Origin of the sequence: Actinomycetospora flava (assembly GCF_037400335.1) — a bacterium.
GTDB lineage: Bacteria > Actinomycetota > Actinomycetes > Mycobacteriales > Pseudonocardiaceae > Actinomycetospora > Actinomycetospora flava.
This window is the reverse complement of sequence record NZ_JBBEGM010000012.1, coordinates 39,157-56,090: the sequence shown is the minus strand read 5'-3', so window position 1 is coordinate 56,090 and position 16,934 is coordinate 39,157. Positions and strand designations below refer to the sequence as shown.

Annotated in this window: 24 protein-coding genes; 12 read left to right on the top strand and 12 right to left on the bottom strand. The window is 74.6% G+C overall.

The genetic code is table 11. The features are described from left to right. The first annotated feature begins 41 nt into the window (after positions 1 to 41). A complete protein-coding gene (locus WCD58_RS24955; protein ID WP_337705802.1) occupies positions 42 to 482 on the top strand; it encodes a VOC family protein in 441 nt (146 codons plus the stop codon). A gap of 5 nt (positions 483 to 487) precedes the next feature. Continuing rightward, positions 488 to 1,129 (top strand): winged helix-turn-helix transcriptional regulator, encoded by a 642-nt coding sequence (locus WCD58_RS24950; protein WP_337705801.1) that lies wholly within the window; start codon positions 488 to 490, stop codon positions 1,127 to 1,129. A 65-nt stretch (positions 1,130 to 1,194) separates the two neighbouring features. Here the strand turns inward: WCD58_RS24950 and WCD58_RS24945 are convergent, their stop codons facing one another. Then, positions 1,195 to 2,706: a CocE/NonD family hydrolase gene (locus tag WCD58_RS24945; RefSeq protein WP_337705800.1), complete on the bottom strand. Its 1,512-nt coding sequence runs from the start codon at positions 2,704 to 2,706 to the stop codon at positions 1,195 to 1,197. Between the two features lie 91 nt (positions 2,707 to 2,797). Here WCD58_RS24945 and WCD58_RS24940 point away from each other — a divergent pair, with 91 nt between their 5' ends. Continuing rightward, entirely contained in the window at positions 2,798 to 3,406 is a 609-nt protein-coding gene (locus tag WCD58_RS24940; protein ID WP_337705799.1) for a TetR-like C-terminal domain-containing protein, read from the top strand. Here the strand turns inward: WCD58_RS24940 and WCD58_RS24935 are convergent. The 3 genes from WCD58_RS24935 to WCD58_RS24925 all read right to left on the bottom strand — a co-directional run bounded on the left by WCD58_RS24935 (position 3,375) and on the right by WCD58_RS24925 (position 6,633). Further along, positions 3,375 to 4,766, bottom strand: coding sequence for a hypothetical protein (locus WCD58_RS24935; protein WP_337705798.1), 1,392 nt, complete (start codon positions 4,764 to 4,766; stop codon positions 3,375 to 3,377). The two genes, WCD58_RS24940 and WCD58_RS24935, sit on opposite strands and share 32 nt — an antisense overlap. Continuing rightward, complete coding sequence (locus tag WCD58_RS24930) at positions 4,763 to 5,494, bottom strand: TetR family transcriptional regulator (RefSeq protein WP_337705797.1); 732 nt, start codon at positions 5,492 to 5,494, stop codon at positions 4,763 to 4,765. Before WCD58_RS24930 ends, WCD58_RS24935 begins: the two co-directional genes overlap by 4 nt. Before the next feature lie 71 nt (positions 5,495 to 5,565). After that, positions 5,566 to 6,633, bottom strand: coding sequence for a homocysteine S-methyltransferase family protein (locus tag WCD58_RS24925; RefSeq protein ID WP_337705796.1), 1,068 nt, complete (start codon positions 6,631 to 6,633; stop codon positions 5,566 to 5,568). Between the two features lie 271 nt (positions 6,634 to 6,904). Between WCD58_RS24925 and WCD58_RS24920 the strand changes: the two genes are divergently transcribed. Together WCD58_RS24920 and WCD58_RS24915 are read left to right on the top strand one after the other, a co-directional pair. Beyond that, entirely contained in the window at positions 6,905 to 7,519 is a 615-nt protein-coding gene (locus tag WCD58_RS24920) for a hypothetical protein (RefSeq protein ID WP_337705795.1), read from the top strand. 39 nt (positions 7,520 to 7,558) lie between these two features. Further along, positions 7,559 to 7,687: a hypothetical protein gene (locus WCD58_RS24915; protein ID WP_337705794.1), complete on the top strand. Its 129-nt coding sequence runs from the start codon at positions 7,559 to 7,561 to the stop codon at positions 7,685 to 7,687. Here the strand turns inward: WCD58_RS24915 and WCD58_RS24910 are convergent, their stop codons facing one another. After that, positions 7,688 to 8,509, bottom strand: coding sequence for an AraC family transcriptional regulator (locus WCD58_RS24910; RefSeq protein WP_337705793.1), 822 nt, complete (start codon positions 8,507 to 8,509; stop codon positions 7,688 to 7,690). It abuts the gene before it with no gap. A gap of 82 nt (positions 8,510 to 8,591) precedes the next feature. Here WCD58_RS24910 and WCD58_RS24905 point away from each other — a divergent pair, with 82 nt between their 5' ends. The 3 genes from WCD58_RS24905 to WCD58_RS24895 all read left to right on the top strand — a co-directional run bounded on the left by WCD58_RS24905 (position 8,592) and on the right by WCD58_RS24895 (position 10,550). After that, entirely contained in the window at positions 8,592 to 9,422 is an 831-nt protein-coding gene (locus tag WCD58_RS24905; RefSeq protein ID WP_337705792.1) for a Rossmann-fold NAD(P)-binding domain-containing protein, read from the top strand. A gap of 11 nt (positions 9,423 to 9,433) precedes the next feature. Next, a complete protein-coding gene (locus WCD58_RS24900) occupies positions 9,434 to 9,853 on the top strand; it encodes a pyridoxamine 5'-phosphate oxidase family protein (RefSeq protein WP_337705791.1) in 420 nt (139 codons plus the stop codon). A gap of 187 nt (positions 9,854 to 10,040) precedes the next feature. After that, positions 10,041 to 10,550 (top strand): amphi-Trp domain-containing protein, encoded by a 510-nt coding sequence (locus tag WCD58_RS24895; protein WP_337705790.1) that lies wholly within the window; start codon positions 10,041 to 10,043, stop codon positions 10,548 to 10,550. Between the two features lies 1 nt (position 10,551). On the opposite strand, the gene WCD58_RS24890 is transcribed toward WCD58_RS24895, so the two are convergent. Further along, a complete protein-coding gene (locus WCD58_RS24890) occupies positions 10,552 to 10,959 on the bottom strand; it encodes a VOC family protein (protein WP_337705789.1) in 408 nt (135 codons plus the stop codon). A gap of 95 nt (positions 10,960 to 11,054) precedes the next feature. Further along, positions 11,055 to 11,396, bottom strand: a complete 342-nt coding sequence (locus WCD58_RS24885; protein ID WP_337705788.1) for a MarR family winged helix-turn-helix transcriptional regulator — start codon at positions 11,394 to 11,396, stop codon at positions 11,055 to 11,057. On the opposite strand from WCD58_RS24885, the gene WCD58_RS24880 reads away from it, so the two are divergent. Next, entirely contained in the window at positions 11,374 to 11,535 is a 162-nt protein-coding gene (locus tag WCD58_RS24880) for a hypothetical protein (protein WP_337705787.1), read from the top strand. The two genes, WCD58_RS24885 and WCD58_RS24880, sit on opposite strands and share 23 nt — an antisense overlap. A gap of 3 nt (positions 11,536 to 11,538) precedes the next feature. Here WCD58_RS24880 and WCD58_RS24875 read toward each other — a convergent pair whose 3' ends face one another. The 3 genes from WCD58_RS24875 to WCD58_RS24865 are packed head-to-tail and all read right to left on the bottom strand — an operon-like array spanning position 11,539 to position 12,907. Beyond that, positions 11,539 to 11,682: a hypothetical protein gene (locus WCD58_RS24875; protein ID WP_337705786.1), complete on the bottom strand. Its 144-nt coding sequence runs from the start codon at positions 11,680 to 11,682 to the stop codon at positions 11,539 to 11,541. A gap of 18 nt (positions 11,683 to 11,700) precedes the next feature. Further along, the gene (locus tag WCD58_RS24870; protein WP_337705785.1) at positions 11,701 to 12,069 is read right to left on the bottom strand and encodes a VOC family protein; all 369 of its coding nucleotides are present in this window, start codon (positions 12,067 to 12,069) and stop codon (positions 11,701 to 11,703) included. A 10-nt stretch (positions 12,070 to 12,079) separates the two neighbouring features. Further along, positions 12,080 to 12,907, bottom strand: a complete 828-nt coding sequence (locus WCD58_RS24865; protein WP_337705784.1) for an AraC family transcriptional regulator — start codon at positions 12,905 to 12,907, stop codon at positions 12,080 to 12,082. Between the two features lie 46 nt (positions 12,908 to 12,953). On the opposite strand from WCD58_RS24865, the gene WCD58_RS24860 reads away from it, so the two are divergent. Together WCD58_RS24860 and map are read left to right on the top strand one after the other, a co-directional pair. Further along, positions 12,954 to 14,453, top strand: coding sequence for a flavin-containing monooxygenase (locus tag WCD58_RS24860; protein WP_337705783.1), 1,500 nt, complete (start codon positions 12,954 to 12,956; stop codon positions 14,451 to 14,453). A gap of 85 nt (positions 14,454 to 14,538) precedes the next feature. Beyond that, entirely contained in the window at positions 14,539 to 15,324 is a 786-nt protein-coding gene (gene map, locus WCD58_RS24855; RefSeq protein ID WP_337705782.1) for a type I methionyl aminopeptidase, read from the top strand. Between the two features lie 17 nt (positions 15,325 to 15,341). Here map and WCD58_RS24850 read toward each other — a convergent pair whose 3' ends face one another. Further along, positions 15,342 to 15,971, bottom strand: a complete 630-nt coding sequence (locus WCD58_RS24850) for a hypothetical protein (RefSeq protein WP_337705781.1) — start codon at positions 15,969 to 15,971, stop codon at positions 15,342 to 15,344. Between the two features lie 83 nt (positions 15,972 to 16,054). Between WCD58_RS24850 and WCD58_RS24845 the strand changes: the two genes are divergently transcribed. Then, positions 16,055 to 16,588, top strand: coding sequence for an ester cyclase (locus WCD58_RS24845; RefSeq protein ID WP_337705780.1), 534 nt, complete (start codon positions 16,055 to 16,057; stop codon positions 16,586 to 16,588). Here WCD58_RS24845 and WCD58_RS24840 read toward each other — a convergent pair. Further along, the gene (locus WCD58_RS24840; protein ID WP_337705779.1) at positions 16,585 to 16,824 is read right to left on the bottom strand and encodes a helix-turn-helix domain-containing protein; all 240 of its coding nucleotides are present in this window, start codon (positions 16,822 to 16,824) and stop codon (positions 16,585 to 16,587) included. The genes WCD58_RS24845 and WCD58_RS24840 overlap by 4 nt on opposite strands. Between the last annotated feature and the right edge of the window lie 110 nt (positions 16,825 to 16,934).

Sequence of the window (16,934 nt, the reverse complement as noted above, 5' to 3'; positions counted from 1 at the left end):
AAGTGTCGGGCTCTCCACCGACCGGCGAGAGGGAGCCCCCGATGCCCGCGACCGCGATGTTCGTCAACCTGCCCGTCACCGACCTCGACCGCGCGAAGGCCTTCTACACGGCGATCGGGTTCACCATCAACCCGACCTTCACCGACCACAACGCGGCCTGCGTCGTCGTCGAGCAGGACCACAGCGCCTTCATGCTCCTCACCCGCGACTTCTTCCAGACCTTCACCGACCTGCCCATCGGCGACAACGCCGTGAACCCGTCGGTGGCGGTGGCGCTCTTCATGGGCAGCCGCGAGGAGGTCGACACGAGCGTCGCGGACGGCCTCGCCGCGGGCGGCTCGGAGGCACGTCCCGCCGCGGACTACGGCTTCATGTACCAGCGCCAGCTCACCGACCCCGACGGCAACGTCCTCGAGTTCGGGTGGATGGACCCGGTCGCCGCCGAGCAGGGACCCGAGGCCGTCGCGAGCCGGCAGGGCTGAGGCCGGTGGCCCCTCGCGAGTACGGGCAGTACGACGGCGTCACGCGGGCCCTGGAGCTCGTGGGCGAGCGCTGGGCGATGCTCATCGTCCGCGACCTGCTCGTCGGGCCCCGCCGCAACGGCGAGCTCGCCGCGGGGCTGCCCCGGATCCCCAGCAACATCCTCGCGGCGCGGCTCAAGGAGCTGCAGGCGGCGGGCGTCATCCGGCGGGCGCCGCGCTCGCGGGTCGTCGTCTACGAGCTCACCGACTACGGCCGCGAGCTCGAGCCGGTCGTGCTCGCGCTCGGGGCCTGGGGCTCCAAAGCCATGGGCGACCCCCGGGAGGAGCAGATCCTCACCCCGGACGCGATGACGATGTCGCTGCGCACCGCCTTCCGGCCGCAGGTCGCGGCGACCCTGCCCGCGACCGCCTACGCGGCGCGGCTCGGCCCCGCCGACCTGCTCGTCCGGGTCGACGGCCCGGCCCTCGACGTGACGCGCGGCGACGGGCCGGTCGACCTCGCCTTCACCGCCGGCCCGGGCATCCACCGGGTCCTCTCCGGCGAGCTCGCCCCGGACCGCGCCATCGCGACCGGGGTCGTCGAGGTCCGGCACGGGCCCGGCGACCTCCTCGGCCGCTTCGCCCGCACGTTCCACCTGGCCGCCTGAGCGCGCCAGGGACTCACATGTGGGCGGCGACCTCGCCCATCTCGGTCCAGCCGACCCCGGCGGGCTCATCCCGGGATCACGGGCACGAGGAGGTGCGAGGCGTGCTCGCCGCCGACGTGGATCGTCGCGCCGGTCGCGGGCCGGCGCAGGTCCGGGTGGTCGTGGGCCATCATCGCCAGGTCGCCGTCCTCGGCCACGAGCTCCAGGCGCAGCCGCTCGCCCGGCGCGAGGGTGATGCTCGTCGGCCAGATCTCCACCTCAAGCAGGGTCGGCTCCCCCGGGGTGAGCGGGACGGCGCGGTCGTGGGGGTGCCACGGCCGGTACGGCAGCGAGCGCTCCGGATCGGTCGCGCGGTGCGAGGCCCGCAGCCACCCCATCGCCATCGGCACCGGCCCGCCCTGCGGCCCGACCCCGGGGATCGGGTTGCCGTCGACGTCGAGGTGCTGCACGCGGGCGAGGACGTCCACGTCGTCCTGGTCCGCCGAGAGCCACAGCCGCAGCGCGACCGGCCCGGTCAGCTCGAGGGTCTCGGTGGCCGGCGCGGTCTCGAAGCTCGCGGGGTAGCCGACCTCGGCGGCCGCGCTCGGCGGCGTCCAGTCGAGGTCCTTCTCGCCCAGGTACAGCTCGCGCCAACGCGTGTCCGGCAGCGGGAAGTCGGGGGCGTCGCGCCAGACGACGTCGCGGCCGTGGCGGACGGCGAGCTGCACCGGGGGGACGCCGTCCATGGCGTCGGGCCGGTCCTGGAGGTAGCGGGCGAGGAACCGTTCCTGCAGCTCCAGGGCCCAGTCGGCGTAGTAGGGGTCGATGTGGGTGCCGGTGTGCACCACGAGCCACTTGTCGTCCGACGCGGCGCGGCGCCAGCCCTCGATGTTCCCGCGCAGGTGCAGGTGCAGCGCGCCCCAGTTGGCGGCGGAGAGCACGGGCACGGTGACGCGGTCGAGGTCGGTGGTGCGCGCGCGGTGGTAGTCGTCGAGCAGCGGGTGCTGCGGGAGCACCGTGCGCCAGTCGTCCCCGTCCGACCCGGTGCGCTGCGGCTCGATCTGGCGCGCCCACCAGAACTCGATGAACCCGTGGGTGTAGAGGCCGCCCTGGTAGGCGCACTCGCGGTAGAAGTCGGTCGAGCCCTCCCAGGCGATCACCGCGGCCAGGTGCGGCGGCTGCAGCGCGGCGACCCGCCAGCCCATCATCGCCAGCCAGGAGATGCCGCTCGAGGCGACCTTGCCGGTGCACCAGGGCTGCTCGGCCGCCCACTCCACGACGTCGTAGAAGTCCTCGGCGTCCTGCGGGCCGTAGAGGTCCAGCCGGCCCGGTGACGCGCCGGTGCCGCGGGTGTCGGCGCGCAGCAGGGCGTAGCCCCGCGCGGTCCACCACTCGGGGTCCGGCGTCTCCCAGACCATGTGCTCGTTGTTCGGCACGACGTCGTAGAGCGGGTAGCGCTCCGGCCAGTGCACGTCCTTGCCGTACGGGCTGATCGACGCGATCACCGGGGACGGCGCCGCGCCGTCGGGCCGGAAGACGTCGACGACGAGGGTGGATCCGTCGCGTACGGGGACCGCGACGTCGCGATCGATCTGCATCGGGTGCTCCTTGAGTCCAGCCGACTGGCCTTAAGGAGTGTCGACCCGGCCCGAGCCGAAAAGCAAGAGGGCTTGCGTTAGAGTGCCCGGGATGGCCGAGGCGGAGGTACGGCGGCGTCCCGGTGGCCGGTCGGCACGCGTCCGGGCGGCGGTCCTCGACGCCGCGCTCGAGCTGCTGGCGGCCCACGGCCTCGAGGGGCTCAAGGTCGCCGACGTCGCCGCGCGGGCCGGGGTGCACGAGACGTCGATCTACCGGCGCTGGGGCACCCGCGAGAACCTGCTGATCGACGCGCTGCTCGAGGCCACCGGGGCGCTCACGGTGCCCGACACCGGCAGCCTGCGCGACGACCTCGTCGCCTACGCCACCGACCTCGCGGCGTTCCTCGCGACGCCCACGGGGCACGCGCTCGAGCACACCCTGGCGGCCGCCGGCGACGACCCCGCGATGCGCGAGGCCCGCGACCGCTACTGGGCCGCGCGCGCCGGGGGCTCGATGCAGATCGTGGTCCGCGCGGTCGAGCGCGGCGAGCTCCCGGACACCGTCGACCCCCGCCTGGCGATCGAGATGCTCGTGAGCCCCGTGCACTTCCGGGTGCTCCTCACCCGCGAGCCGATCGAGCCCGGGATGCCCGCACGGCTCGTCGACGCGCTGCTCGGCGGGATCGCCGTCAGCCGGCCGCCCTCGGATCCGGCTCGGTGACCAGCTGCGCCCACCCGTGGCGGGTCGGCGTGCGGGTCACCGGCCAGCGGCCCCGGCCCGGCTCGGGGAGCCCGACCTCCAGGCGGTAGCGCACCGGGATCGGTGGGGGCGCCGCGTAGTGGCGGTAGTTCAGCTCGAAGGCCGGGTGGAGGGCGCGCCACCGGGCGATCGACGCGTCGACCCGGCCCGGGTCGGACAGCACCGGGTCGACCACGGTGCAGCCCCGGTCCTGGCAGGCGAAGGCGAGCGAGCCGATCTCGTTGCTGAGCACGACGCCGTCGGTGGGCAGGTCGCGGGCGATCGCGGCGTACTCGGCGGCGGTCGCCATGTTCTGCCGCATCGGTGCCAGGCCCTCGGACCACAGCGACCCGTGGGCGACCGATCCGGCGACGCAGCCGGCGACGAGGAGCCCCGGGACGGCGACCGCCCGCGACGGCGCCGCGACCAGCACGAGCGCCAGGCCCAGGCCCGCGATCGCGGGCGTCAGGTAGTACTCGATGGGTGGTGTCTCGGCGCTCGCCAGCGCCCCGAGGTGCGCCGCGCCGCCGGCCCCGAGCGCCACCGCCGGCCACCGGCGGCGGCGCAGCGCGACGAGCACCGCCAGGACACCGAGCGCGAGGGTGACGGCGACGGCGATCGTCGCCCACCCGAACCGGGGCCACCAGTAGCCCGGCATCGTCAGGGTCCAGCCGCTCCAGGCGCCGTGCACCCACTTCACGGCGACCGAGTGCGCCCACGCCGACCCGAAGTGCCACCACGAGAACAGCACCCAGGGCAGGGCGACCAGCGCGCCGAGCGGCAGGGCCAGGAAGAGCCGGCGGTCGACCGCGAGTCCGAGGACCCCGACGGCGACCACGGCCGCGATCAGCAGGTCCGGCCGCGCCAGGACCGAGGCCCCGACGAGCACGCCCGTCGCGACCCACCGCCCGTCGGCGCCGTAGCGCACCAGCCCGACGAGCACGGCCGCGCACAGGAACGACTCGAGCCCGACCGCCGAGGTGAGCACCGGCGACGTCGCCAGCAGGGCCGGCCCGAGCGCGGCCGCCGGCGCCCCGCCCAGCCGGTGCAGCCAGGTGGCGGTGACCGCGAGGCACAGGCACAGCAGGAGCCCGGCCGCGACGATCGCGCGGTGCCCGGTGAGCACGTGCAGGCCGGCGAGCAGCGCGACGTTGAGCGGCGAGGTCGCGGTGTTCGACTCGATGCCCGTCGTGAGCGCCCACTGCCCGTGCTCGGCCAGGTTGCGGGCGAACGACAGGGAGATCATCGCGTCGTCGGGCATCGCGTGCCGGGCGCCGAGGAAGAGCCCCGCGCCGAGCAGCGCGCCCCAGGCCGCGGGCCACGCCCGGAGGAGCCGGGTCACGACCCCCGGGCCCGCGCGAAGACCGCCGCGTCGGGGGCGCAGCGCTTCTCCCAGTCCGACTCCAGGACCTCGGCGAGCCACGCGTCGGTCGCGACGACGGGCAGGATCCCCAGCCAGGTGTCGGTCATCCGCTCGAAGTGGGTCGGCGAGCCGACGACGGTCTCGGCGAACGACCGGTGGCCGCAGGACGCCGCCACCACGAGCCTGCTGACCCGGTCCGGGTCGGTCGCGGGGCGCAGGAGGCCCTGCTCGAGCGCGGCGCGCAGCTGGGCGGCGGTCGAGCGCGCCCAGTCGCCGTACCAGGCCCGGTGCTGGTCGGCGAAGTGGGTCGTGCCGGTCATCGCCCGGCTCCCGCCGCGCACCACGACATCGTGGGTCCACCGGCCGACGTAGGCGTCGGTCTCGACGAGCAGCGTGCGCAGCGGGTCGAGCCCGCGCGCCGCGATCGCCGCGCGGACCTGCTCCCACGAGGCGACGACCTCCGCCACGAGCTCGGTCGCCATCTGCTCCTTGGAGCGGAAGTGGAAGTACATGGCGCCCTTGGTGCGTCCGGACGCCGCGAGGATGTCCGAGAGCGACGCGGCGTCGTACCCGCGCTCGTCGAAGGCGCGCGCCGCCTCGAGCAGCAGGGTGTGACGGGTGGCGCGGCCCCGCTTCTGGGGTGACGGCCCAGCGTCGGACCAGCCGACCACGGGCACGTCCCACCACCTCGTGACTGGCGCGCTCACGGCACTCACCTCCCCGTGGCCTGGTCCGTGAAGCCACTGGAATCGAGTCACGCTAGCGCTCGGGCGACGACCTACAACGAGGTGCGGTACGCCTGGTTGGCCGCGCGCAGCCGGGTGTCCGCCCCGAGGTAGACGTGCTTGGACATGTCGGGCGAATACCGGCTCGCCGGCGGGGTGCGTCCCAGCGTCTCGGCCATCGCCCGCAGGTGGTGCGGAGCGGCGCCGCAGCACAGGCCGAAGTAGCGCACGCCGGCGGCGCGGGCCCGGCGGGTGAAGTCGGCGATCTCGTAGCGGTGGCAGGTGAACGGGTCGAGCGCGGTCGGGAAGGGCAGGTCCTCGGGCAGCGGCGTCGGGCCCGGGTCCCGCAGCGCATGGAACGTCGGCTGTTCCGGGGTGGTGCGGTAGGGCACCGGCAGCGCGGCGACCGGGACGTCCACCGCGGCCGCGATCGGGCCCAGCAGCGGCAGCATCGTGGCCGGTCCGCGCACGCAGTTGAGCCCGACGACGTCGGCGCCGAGGGCGGCCAGCTCGCGGCACGCCTCGGTGATGTCCACGCCGTCGCGGGTCTCCGGCTCGGCGCCGGCCACGAGCAGGATCACCGCGGGCAGCTCCGCCGCGCGGATCACCTCGAGGGCGATCCGGGCCTCGCCGAGGTAGCGGAACGTCTCGCCGATGACGTAGTCGGCGCCGGCCTCCGCGGCCCAGCCCACCTGCTCAGTGAACATCTCGCGCACCGCGGCGTGCGTCGCCGGGTCGGCCGGGTCGTAGACGCCGGTGTTGCAGATGTTGCCGGCCAGCAGGGTGCCGGTGGTGTCGGCGACCCCGCGCGCGATCTCGAGCGCCTGGCGGTTGAGCGGCTCGAGGATCCCGTCCTTGCCGATCACGCGCAGCTTCTCGCGGTGCGCGTAGTACGTGAACGCCTCGACGACGTCGGAGCCGGCGTGCACGAACTGACGGTGCAGCGCGGCGACCTCCTCGGGATGCTCGAGGACCACCTCCGGCACGAACGCCCCGGCCTGCAGGTAGCCGCGCCGCTCGAGCTCGAACAGATAGCCCTCGCCGCACACGACGGGTCCGAGCGCGAGTCGTTCGTGCAGACGATCGCGGACGTACGCCGGCAGCGGCTGCGGACTGGTCATGGGTGGCCTCGCTCTCGTGACGGACATCACCAGGATCACGGCTGGTCCTGGCGTTGACCTCGCTCCGTCGATGCGATCCGCCACTGATCCCAGAAGGTCGGCCTCATGACCGGTGGGGTTCTCCCCTCGCGCCCGCGGGGGTGCGCCCGCGGGGGCCGAGGGTTTGCCCGATCGTTCCCCGCGGGGCGCCGGACCAGGCTCTGAGCAGCACGAACGCAGCACTAACGCAGCACAGACGGCAGCACGACCGGCCCGATCCGGAGGACCGACCATGACCGATGTCCGCGACTTCCCGCACGGCGGTGGACCCGCGCCCCGGCCGATGGGGCCGCCCCCCGGGGCGCCGGTGCCGCCGTACGGGTACGTGCCCGACCCCCGCCACCCGGCGACCCCGCCGGCGGGGCTCGGGTACCCGCCGCCGGGCGCCCAGGGCTGGGGCCCGCCGCCGTTCCCCGGCGCCGTCCCCCCGATGCCGCCGATGCCGCCGATGCCGCCGGGCCCGCCCGGCTCCCGCGGCAGGACGGCGCTCATCGCGGTGATCCTCAGCGTGGTGCTGCTCGGCGGGATCGTCGCGGCGGTCGCGGTCATGGCGAAGGGCGTGTCCACCGCGCCCGTGCCGCCCACCCCGGCGCCCGCCCCGGTCCCGGCGAGCCACTACACGCTCAACAGCATGTTCGCCGGCAACGGCACCTGCACGCCGGTGGGGCCGGGGGAGCAGATCGCCTCCAGCAGCGAGGGCATGACCTGCAGCGGTCCCGGCGACGGGTCGATCTTCATCTTCTACCGCTACACCGGGTCGTCGGCGTCCTTCGAGACCTCGCTGGTCCGCGGCTGGGGCGGCACGGGCCTGACGCTGCACTCGCAGGACGCCTGCAGCGTGAAGTAGACCGGCACGATCGACGCCCCGAGCGGCGGCACGGCGCCCGTGGTCGTCGACATCTACCGGAACTCGCCGTTCGTCGTGGCCACGGCGGCGGAGGGCGTCACCGCCGAGTCCCTCGCGACCCCGCGCTACCGGGTCGCGAACCGCGACGACCTCTGCGCCGGCCGCTGATCAGTCCGCCGCCAGCGCCCCGTCACCGTCCCTCGGCGCCGAGGGGCGGTGGCGGACCTCGCTGGGGGTGAGGCCGCGGTGGCGGCGGAAGGCGGCGCTGAAGCTGAACGGGTTCGCGTAGCCGACCCGGCGGGCGACCGCGGCGACGGTGACCTCGGGCTCCGTGATCAGGGCCCGCTCGGCCACGTCGAGGCGGTGCTCGCGGACGTAGGACAGGGGCGAGGTGCCGACGGCCTCGCGGAACCGGCGCGCGAACGCCGCGCGGCCCACGCCCGTGTGCCGCGCGAGGCCCTCGACCGTCCAGGCCCGCGCGGGGTCCTCGTGGACGGCGGTCAGGGCGGCGGACACGTCCGGGTCGGTGACCGTGCCGGCCGGCGCCGCCGCGGTGAGCACGTCGCGCACGGTGCAGGTCACGAGCCAGTCGAGCAGGCGCTCGGAGACGACGTCGGTGTCTGGGGACGCGCAGAACTGGTCGGCGAGCCGTTCGATGAGCAGGCGGCAGAACTCGGAGTCGGCGTGGACCACGACGTCGTCGGGCAGCGCGAGCATCCGGTTGCCGGTGCCGTGCAGGGCGAACCGGGTCACGAGCAGCGTCGTGTCGTCGTCCAGGCCCTCGGCGGGGAGGTCGCCGCGGCCGCGAGTGAGCACGGCGTCCCCGGGCGCGAGCGTCGTGCCGAGCAGTCGGACCCGCCCGCGGGCGACCGCGACGAGGCCCCACCGGTCGCCGCTGCCGACGAACGTCGGACCGGGGCCGAGGCGTTCGACGGCGAACTCCGGCTCGCCGACGTGGACCGGGCCGAGCAGTCCGTCGACGGTCTCCACGCCCCCGAGGCTAGACGCTCGCGTAGGTGTCGTAGAGCCGCGCGGATGGGCATCGCGGCCGGAACCGGACACCGTGGAACCCATGGCTGAGGACATCACCGTGCTGGCCGGGAACGGCAAGTCGGGCCGCCGGATCGCTGCGGCGCTGCGCGTGGCCGGCCACCACGTCCGGGTCGCCGGGCGGCGCGGGCCCGTCCGGTTCGACTGGCACGAGCCCGCGACGTGGCCGGGTGTCGTCGACGGCGCGGACGCGCTCTACCTCGTGGCCCCCGACGGCGCGCCGGACCCGATCGGCCCGTTCGTCGACGCCGCGCTCGCCGCCGGCGTGCAGCGGATCGCCATGATCTCCGGGCGCGGGCTCGAGCACTTCGACGGGCGGTTCGGCGGCGCGATGGTCGTGGGGGAGCAGGCGGTCGCCGCGACCGGGCGCGGCACGATCCTGCGGGCGTCGAACTTCGCCCAGGGGTTCACCGAGGACGCCTTCGCGCCCGGGGTGACCGCGGGCCGGCTCGCGCTGCCCGCCGAGCACGTCGGGGACGCGTTCGTCGACCTCGGCGACGTCGCCGCGGTGGCCGCCCGGGTGCTCACCGAGGGCGGGCACGAGGGCCGGACCTACGAGCTGACCGGCCCCGCCGTGCTGACCTTCGAGCAGGCCGTGGACGTGCTGGCCGCCGCCACCGGGCGGGACATCCGCTACGAGGCCCTGACCCCCGACGCGTACGCCGCCGAGCTGCGGGCCGCCGGCGTCGGCGAGTTCGGGGTCGGCGAGCTCGGTGGCCTGTTCGCGATCATGGGAGAGGGACACCTCGCGAGCACGAGCGATGACGTGCCCCGGCTCCTCGGACGCCCGGCGCGTTCCTTCACCGACTGGGCGCTCGAGCAGGCCGCGCTCGGCGCCTGGACCCGACCCTGAGAGAGGACCCGATGTTCACCGACTCCGACCGCGCGCTGCTCGACCGGCCGCTGCACGGGCTGCTGACGATCCCGCCCGGCCGCGACCGCCTCCCGGCGCCGCGCCCGGTGTGGTTCGAGCGCACGCCCGGGGACGACCTGCAGCTGTTCTCGATGGCGGACGCGCTCAAGGTCCGCCGCCTGACCGCCGACCCGCAGGCCTCGTTCGTCGTCGTCGCCCCGGCCACCGAGACGGAGGCCTGGGTCTCGGTCGAGGCGGACGTGACCCTGCACCCCGACGGCGCGGCCGACCTCGCTCTGCGGCTCTCCGAGCGCTACTGGGACGACCTGACGACGCCCGAGCACCGTGAGCTGGTCGCGCTGTACGCGAAGGAGGAGAACCTGCGCCGGATCGTGCTGCACCCGCGCCGGGTCACCCGCATGTCGCTGTGACCCTCGGCGTCGGCTCGCGCCCACCGCGGTGGTGCCGCCGCACCGTCCGCTCGGCGGCCGCGGAACGGTTCCTGATGGCCCTGCGCGAGATCGCCGTCCTCGACAGCGGTCTCCTGTCCTGGATTTCCTGGGAAGGTGGACGGGGGCAGGCGCGGCACCGGCCGCGTCCCGACGGAGGGACGGCGCGATGGGCGAGGTCAAGGTCGAGCACGAGGTGACGCTGTCGCGCGAGGAGGTCGCGGACTGGCTCGCCGACCTCGCCGACGCCATCCGCGAGGGCGGCTCGGCGGAGCTGTCGCTGTCCGGGCCGGTGCTCACGCTGCCGCTCGCCGACGACATCGACGTCGACATCGAGGTGGAGATCGACGGCGACGAGGTGGAGCTCGAGCTCGAGCTGTCGTGGTCGATCCGGGGCAAGGCCGAGGGCAAGGCTGAGGGCAAGGCCGAGAGCGACGACGAGGACGACGACGAGGCCGACGAGGAGGACGCGGTGTCCGCGGCCGGCGATACGGCGCAGGGCACGGTGGACGACACCGTGAGCACCGTCGACGACACCGTGGAGGACACGACCGCGACCGCGGCGTCGACCGCGCGCACCGCGACGAAGACCGCCGCGAAGGCGCCGGCCAAGGCCCCGGCGAAGACCGCGGCGAAGGCCCCCGCCAAGGTCGCGAAGACGGCGACCGGCAGCAGCTGACTCAGCCGGAGCCGGCGATGTTCACCAGCCAGCGGATGCCGAACCGGTCGGTGCAGTCGCCGTAGAGGTCGCCCCACATCTGCTTCTCCAGCGGCGTCCCGACCGTGCCGCTCGCGGACAGCTGCTCGTACCAGCCGCGCAGCGTCGGCTCGTCGTCGCCGGAGAGCGAGATGGTGATGTCGTTGCCGCGCTGGCGGGCCTCCCCGGGCGGCATGTCCGAGACCATCAGCGTGATGCCGCTGTCGGTCTCGAGCTGGCCGTGCATGACCTTGTCCGCGTCCGGGCCCTCCATGCCCATCTGCCCGAAGGTCATGACGTTCGTGGTGCCGCCGAGGACCTCGGCGTAGAAGGCGATGGCGTCGGCCGCCTCGCCGTCGAAGTGCAGGTAGGGGTTCAGGGTGACGCCCATGAGGTGCTCCGTGGATCGACGAGTCGGGCCCCGACGCGCGTGAAGCTAGACCCGGTGGCGGGCGCGCGGAAGCCATCCGTCGGGCGTTCCGGCGCTCACGACGAGACGAACCAGGCCGCTGCCGCGAAGGGACCCGCGCCGTCGTCGGTGAGCGCGCGCAACCCGTCCTGGAAGGCCGCGAAGCGCTCCGGGCCCACCCGGGCGGCCCGCTCGGCGCGCAGCCGTTCGAGGATCTCGCCGGACAGCGCGAGCAGCTCGTGGCCGCGCGGGGTGAGGACGACGAGCCGGCGGCGCGCGTCGGCCGGGTCGCCGGCGCGCTCCACGTAGCCCCGCGCGGCGAGCACGTCGACGGTCTTCCCGGCCGCCTGCTTGGTGACCGCGGGTGGGGTGCGGGTCGCGATCGGGAGCGAGGTCGTGGACCTGGGTCCCGGGGACACGGTCGTGCTGCCGGCCGGCGTGCTGCGGCGCATCCACGCCGACGCCGCGCTCGGCCTCGAGGCCGTCGTCACCGGACCGGGGGACGACACCGCCTCCGGGCCCGGGCGCGACCCGGTGGTGCCGCCGTGGATCGCGTGACGGTCAGGCCGGCGGGAGGTCCCGGTCGGCGCGCAGCCGCGGGTCGTGCCCGGCCCGTCGGCGGCGGCGCTCGACCACCGTCAGCGCCGCGGAGAGGATCGCCAGCACGAGCAGGATGCCGAGCAGCACGAGGATGAGGGTGCCCACGCCCTCAGGGTGCCCGACCTAGGTGGCGGGCCGGTACGTGCCGAAGCTCCAGACGTTGTCCTCGGCGTCGACCGCGGCGTACTCCCGCGAGCCGTAGTCCTGGTCGGTCAGGCCCATGATGATCGTGGCCCCCGCGGCCGCCGCCCGGTCGTGGTGGGCGTCCACGTCGTCGACGGCGACGTAGACGACGGCCCGTCCGGTCGCGAAGCGGTCGCCCTCGCGCCGCGGCCCGACGAGGACCGCGCCGCCGTTCTGGACGAGCTCGGCGTGCTGCACGGTGCCGGCGTCGTCGCGGTGGGCGGCGGCCACGGTGAAGCCGAGGGCGTCGCGCAGGAAGGTGATCGCGGCGTCGGGGTCGCGATAGCGCAGGGTGGGGTGGACGCTCATGCGGGCGAGATTAGGAGTCCCCCGCCGCGGCGTCTTGGACGTCCGGGAAGCCGTGCCGGAGCTCGTGGAGGTACCGGCTGGGCGTGCACCCGGCGAGGTCGCGGAACTCGCGCACGAGGTGCGAGTGGTCGGCGAAGCCGCAGCTCGCGGCGACGTCGGCGATGCTGCCGGGGTCGTCGGCGGCGAGCAGCGTCGCGGCCTCCCGGAAGCGCAGCACGCGCCCGGCGGTGGTCGGCGCCAGCCCGATCTGGTCGCGGAACCGGGTGAGCAGGTGCCGACGGCTCCAGCCGGTCTCCGCGGCCAGCGTCGCCACGGCCACCCGCCCGCGGGCCCGCGTCAGGCGGCCCCAGGCGTGGGCGACCTCGGGGTCGGGCCGGGTGCGCGAGCGGTCGAGGAGGCCGGCGAGCGTGGCGTCGACCAGCGCGTGGCGGTCCGCCCACCTCGCGGTGTGGGCGAGGCGCTCGGGCAGCGCGGCGAGCGCCGGGGCGTCGAGGGCGTCGAGCGGGGCGATGTGGTTGGTCAGCGCCGACGTCGGCCGGTCGAGCAGCCGCAGCACCCCGAGCGGCGTGAGGTCGACCTGGATGCCCTGCTGGTGCCCGGCGAACGCCGTGACGACGGCGCCGTCGTGCATGCCCGCGAGGAACGCCGCCGCGCGGGAGCGGCCGCCGGGACCGGTCATCTCGAGCGGGTCGGCCCACGAGAGGATCAGCGTGCACGCGCCGTGGGGCGCCTCCCGCCGGCGCAGCGGCACGACGGGCGACACCTCGTCGTAGGCCTGGTAGCGCCGGACCACGCCCGCCAGCACCCGGTGGGGGTGCCGAGCTGGGGTGACGTCCACGTTGGCAGCCTGCCAAAAGCGGCGCGGAACGGATACCGTCCGGCCCGTGACGGGACGCAACGAGACGGGCACGGCACGCGACGCGGCGCGCGGCAGCCGGGTGGTGATCGTGGGCGCGGGCTTCGGCGGGATCGCCGCGGCCATCGAGATGCGCAGCCACGGGATCACCGACGTCGTGATCCTCGACAGCGCGCCGGAGGTCGGGGGCACCTGGTACTACAACAGCTACCCGGGCGCGGCCTGCGACGTCCCGAGCCACCTGTACTCGTTCTCGTTCGCCCAGCGCAGCGACTGGTCGCGGTTGTGCTCGCCGCAGCCGGAGATCCTCGAGTACCTCCAGGGCGTCGCCAAGGAGTACGGGCTCGAGGAGGTGTTCGTGCCCTCGGTGCGCGTGTCGGCCGTCCGGCTCGACGAGGCCACGATGACCTGGACCGTCGAGGCCGAGGACGGCCGGAGCTGGGACGCCGACGCCGTCCTGCTGGCGACCGGCCAGCTGAACACCCCGGCGATCCCCTCGATCCCCGGCGCCGACGACTTCGCCGGCCCGCAGATGCACTCCGCGCGCTGGGACCACGACGTCGACCTCGAGGGCAAGCGCGTCGCCGTGGTCGGCACCGGGGCGAGCGCGGTGCAGTTCGTGCCGGCCATCGCCCCCGAGGTCGGCAGGATGACCGTCTTCCAGCGCAGCGGCAACTGGTTCTTCCCGCGCAAGAACCGGTACTACCCGCCGGCACTGCGGCGGCTGTTCAGCATCCTGCCCGGCGTCATGCGCGCCCGGCGCTTCTTCCTCAAGGGCTACCTCGAGTCGCTGACGCTGATGATCCGGCACCCGAACACCGTCGGGCGGCTCGGGCGCATCTACTCGACGCTGTTCATGCGCCGCCAGCTGCGCACCCCGGAGGTCCGCCGCAAGGCCTGGCCGGACTACACGTTCGGCTGCAAGCGCATCCTGTTCAGCTCGCACTACCTGCCCGCGCTGGAGCGCGAGAACGTCGAGCTCGTCACCGACCGGGTCACCGGGATCGAGGCGGACGGCGTGCGCACCGAGGACGGCCGCCACCACCCCGCCGACGTCCTGATCTGGGGCACCGGGTTCAAGACCACCGAGTTCATGTTCCCCATGGACATCGTCGGCCGCGGTGGCCGGACCCTGGAGGAGGAGTGGGGCGACGGCGCCCACGCCCACCTGGGGATGACGGTGCCGGGCTTCCCGTCGCTGTTCGTGCTGTACGGGCCGAACACCAACACCTCGGGCGGCTCGATCATCGTGTTCCTCGAGGCGCAGGTCGCCTACGTGCGGCAGGCCCTCGAGGAGACCGCGCGGCGGAAGGCGGCGGCGCTGGAGGTGCGGCGCGACGTGGAGCAGGCGTTCGACCGGCGCCTGCAGGCCGAGTTCGAGGGCACGGCGTGGACGCAGTGCGACTCCTGGTACCGCGACGAGTCCGGACGGATCGTCGCCAACTGGCCGAAGTACATGGAGCAGTACGTCCGCGCGGTGTCCCGCCTCGACCCCACGGAGTACGACTTCCACCCTGCTCCCCGCTAGCTGTCCACAGCTGTTGTCCACACTGGGGACGAACTACACCGGTGTCATTCCCGGTGGTCAGGAGCCCGGTGTCTAGGGTCGGGGCATGTTGCGCCGTGCCGAGATCGAGCTCAAGACCTCCGGCGAGGTGGACGCCATGCGGGAGGCGGGCCGGGTGGTCGCCCGCTGCCTCGACGCCGTCCGCACCGCGGCGGCACCGGGCGTCTCGCTCGAGGAGCTCGACGGCGTCGCCCACGACGTCATGACCGACGCGGGCGCCGTTCCCGCGTTCCTCGACTACCACCCGCACTTCGCGCCCTCGCCGTTCCCGGGCGTGATCTGCGCGAGCGTCAACGACGCGGTGGTGCACGCGATCCCCGGGCCGTACCGGCTCGCCGAGGGCGACCTGCTGAGCATCGACTGCGGCGCGTTCCTCGACGGGTGGTGCGGCGACGCGGCGTTCAGCGCGGTCGTCGGCGCCGAGCCCGACCCGGCGGACCTCGACCTCATCGCCACCACCGAGCGCTCGCTGGAGGCCGGGATCGCCGCGGCACGGCCTGGGGCGCGCCTCGGCGACCTCGGCGCGGCGATCAGCGGGGTCGCCCGCGCCGCCGGCTACGGGATGCTCGCCGACCACGGCGGCCACGGCATCGGGCGCGCCATGCACGAGTCACCGCACGTGCCCAACGAGGGCCGCGCCGGGCGGGGCATGAAGCTGCGCGCCGGGATGGTCATCGCGATCGAGCCGATGCTGCACGCCGGCGGCGGTGACGACTACTTCCACGACGACGACGGGTGGACCCTGCGGACCGCCGACGGCAGCCGCGCGGCGCACGCCGAGCACACCGTCGCGATCACCGACGACGGGCCGCGGATCCTCACCCTGCTCTGAGGAGCGCCGGAGCGCGTCTAGCTCCGGCTGGCGGCGTGGTCGCGGCTGTCGTCCTGGGACGCCGAGCCCTGGGACGCGCCCTCGCGGGGTGCGTCGGCGCGCTCGCGGTGCGCCTGCTCCCACTCGGAGTCGTCGCGTGCCCCGTCCTCGCCGCGGTCCGAGGACGGCTTGCGGCGGACGCCGCGGCGGTCGAGCCGGTGCAGCTGGCCGTTGCCGTCGCGGCCCCAGTGGGTGCCGTGGGAGTCGGTGAACCGCATCTCCGGGACGGCGGGCGCCGAGTACAGCTCCTCGCGGCTGACCTCGTCAGCGCCGAAGGGCAGCGAGTGGATCTCGTCGCTGGCCGGCGGGAGCAGCGCCATCGAGATGCTGTGCTGCTCCTCGCTGGAGGGCAGGCTGAACAGGCAGCGCACCTGGAACACCGGCGAGTCGCCGCCGTTGTGGACGCAGAGCACGTAGTCCTCGTCGCGGTCGTGCCGCCGGCCCTCGTCGAGCCAGGCCGTGACGCCCTGGGCCTGCTGCTCCTGGCGGACCTCGACCTGGTCCTTGCGGTTGAGCAGCATGATCCACACGTAGGCGGCGAAGCCGAGCAGGGAGCCGGCGCTGCCGACCGCCGACACCCACTGCGCGGCGAGCTGGGAAGTGCTCATCGGGGCTGGTCACCTCGGGGGACGTTCGGGGGAGTCACGGACGAGGAGGTGCCCGGCGCGGGCGACCTCTACGCTCCCGTGCCGTGAGCTCCGCGTCCGCCCCGGACCCGCCCCGCCCGACCCCGCCGACCGACGCCTCCCCGGGCGCACTGATCCGCTGGACGATCGACGTGCTCAACGCGCACGACGCCGAGGCGCTGCGCCAGGTGTACGCGCCGACGATCCGCGCGCGCTTCCCGACGCGCACCGTGCGCAGCGCCGACGACCTCGTGGCCTGGTGGCGCGGGGTGTTCGCGGCGGTGCCCGACCTCGCCATGACGATCGAGGGCATGGCCGAGAACGGCACGCGCGACGAGGGCGAGGTGTTCCTGCGCTGGCGGCTCGCGGGTCACCACTCGGGGGCCGCGTGGGAGGGCCTCGAGGCCACCGGGGCGGCGGTCGACCTCGACGGGATGGACCACTTCGTCGTGGCCGGCGGCGTGATCGCGAGCAACTTCGTGGTCTTCGACCAGCTGCAGTTCGCCCGGCAGATCGGCCTGATGCCCGCCGAGGGGTCGCGTCTCGACGTCGGGCTCAAGCGCGGGTTCAACGCGCTCGCCCGCCGCCGGCAGCGCTAGCTGCTGCTCTTCGCGCCGTCCTTGCGACTGCGGCCCTGCGTGCCGCCACGGCCGCGGAACTCGACGCCCGCGTCCACGAGCAGGCGGCGGACCCGGCCGATGCTGTAGCCGGTCTCGGCGCAGATCTCCCGGATGCTGGCGCCCTTCTGGTACCGCTTGAGCAGCTCGCTGCCGAGCTTGGAGCGCTCCGCCCCCGTCACCCGCTGGTTGCGCGCCAGCTCTGGTGTCTTCGCCATGGGAGGCAGTATCACAGCGCGTGGCCGAGCGCCGCCACTATCGGGGATTACCGCTGAGTCAAGCGGTCGGACGCGTACTGCGAACGAGATCAAGGTCCGTCCGTCGGCTC

Bases quoted from the DNA above. Each gene is read 5' to 3' on its own strand.
- WCD58_RS24955 (WP_337705802.1), top strand. From the start codon at position 42: ATGCCCGCGACCGCGATGTTCGTCAACCTGCCCGTCACCGACCTCGAC.
- WCD58_RS24945 (WP_337705800.1), bottom strand. From the start codon at position 2,706: ATGCAGATCGATCGCGACGTCGCGGTCCCCGTACGCGACGGATCCACC.
- WCD58_RS24940 (WP_337705799.1), top strand. From the start codon at position 2,798: ATGGCCGAGGCGGAGGTACGGCGGCGTCCCGGTGGCCGGTCGGCACGC.
- WCD58_RS24925 (WP_337705796.1), bottom strand. From the start codon at position 6,633: ATGACCAGTCCGCAGCCGCTGCCGGCGTACGTCCGCGATCGTCTGCAC.
- WCD58_RS24920 (WP_337705795.1), top strand. From the start codon at position 6,905: ATGACCGATGTCCGCGACTTCCCGCACGGCGGTGGACCCGCGCCCCGG.
- WCD58_RS24905 (WP_337705792.1), top strand. From the start codon at position 8,592: ATGGCTGAGGACATCACCGTGCTGGCCGGGAACGGCAAGTCGGGCCGC.
- WCD58_RS24900 (WP_337705791.1), top strand. From the start codon at position 9,434: ATGTTCACCGACTCCGACCGCGCGCTGCTCGACCGGCCGCTGCACGGG.
- WCD58_RS24895 (WP_337705790.1), top strand. From the start codon at position 10,041: ATGGGCGAGGTCAAGGTCGAGCACGAGGTGACGCTGTCGCGCGAGGAG.
- WCD58_RS24890 (WP_337705789.1), bottom strand. From the start codon at position 10,959: ATGGGCGTCACCCTGAACCCCTACCTGCACTTCGACGGCGAGGCGGCC.
- WCD58_RS24870 (WP_337705785.1), bottom strand. From the start codon at position 12,069: ATGAGCGTCCACCCCACCCTGCGCTATCGCGACCCCGACGCCGCGATC.
- map (WP_337705782.1), top strand. From the start codon at position 14,539: ATGTTGCGCCGTGCCGAGATCGAGCTCAAGACCTCCGGCGAGGTGGAC.
- WCD58_RS24850 (WP_337705781.1), bottom strand. From the start codon at position 15,971: ATGAGCACTTCCCAGCTCGCCGCGCAGTGGGTGTCGGCGGTCGGCAGC.
- WCD58_RS24840 (WP_337705779.1), bottom strand. From the start codon at position 16,824: ATGGCGAAGACACCAGAGCTGGCGCGCAACCAGCGGGTGACGGGGGCG.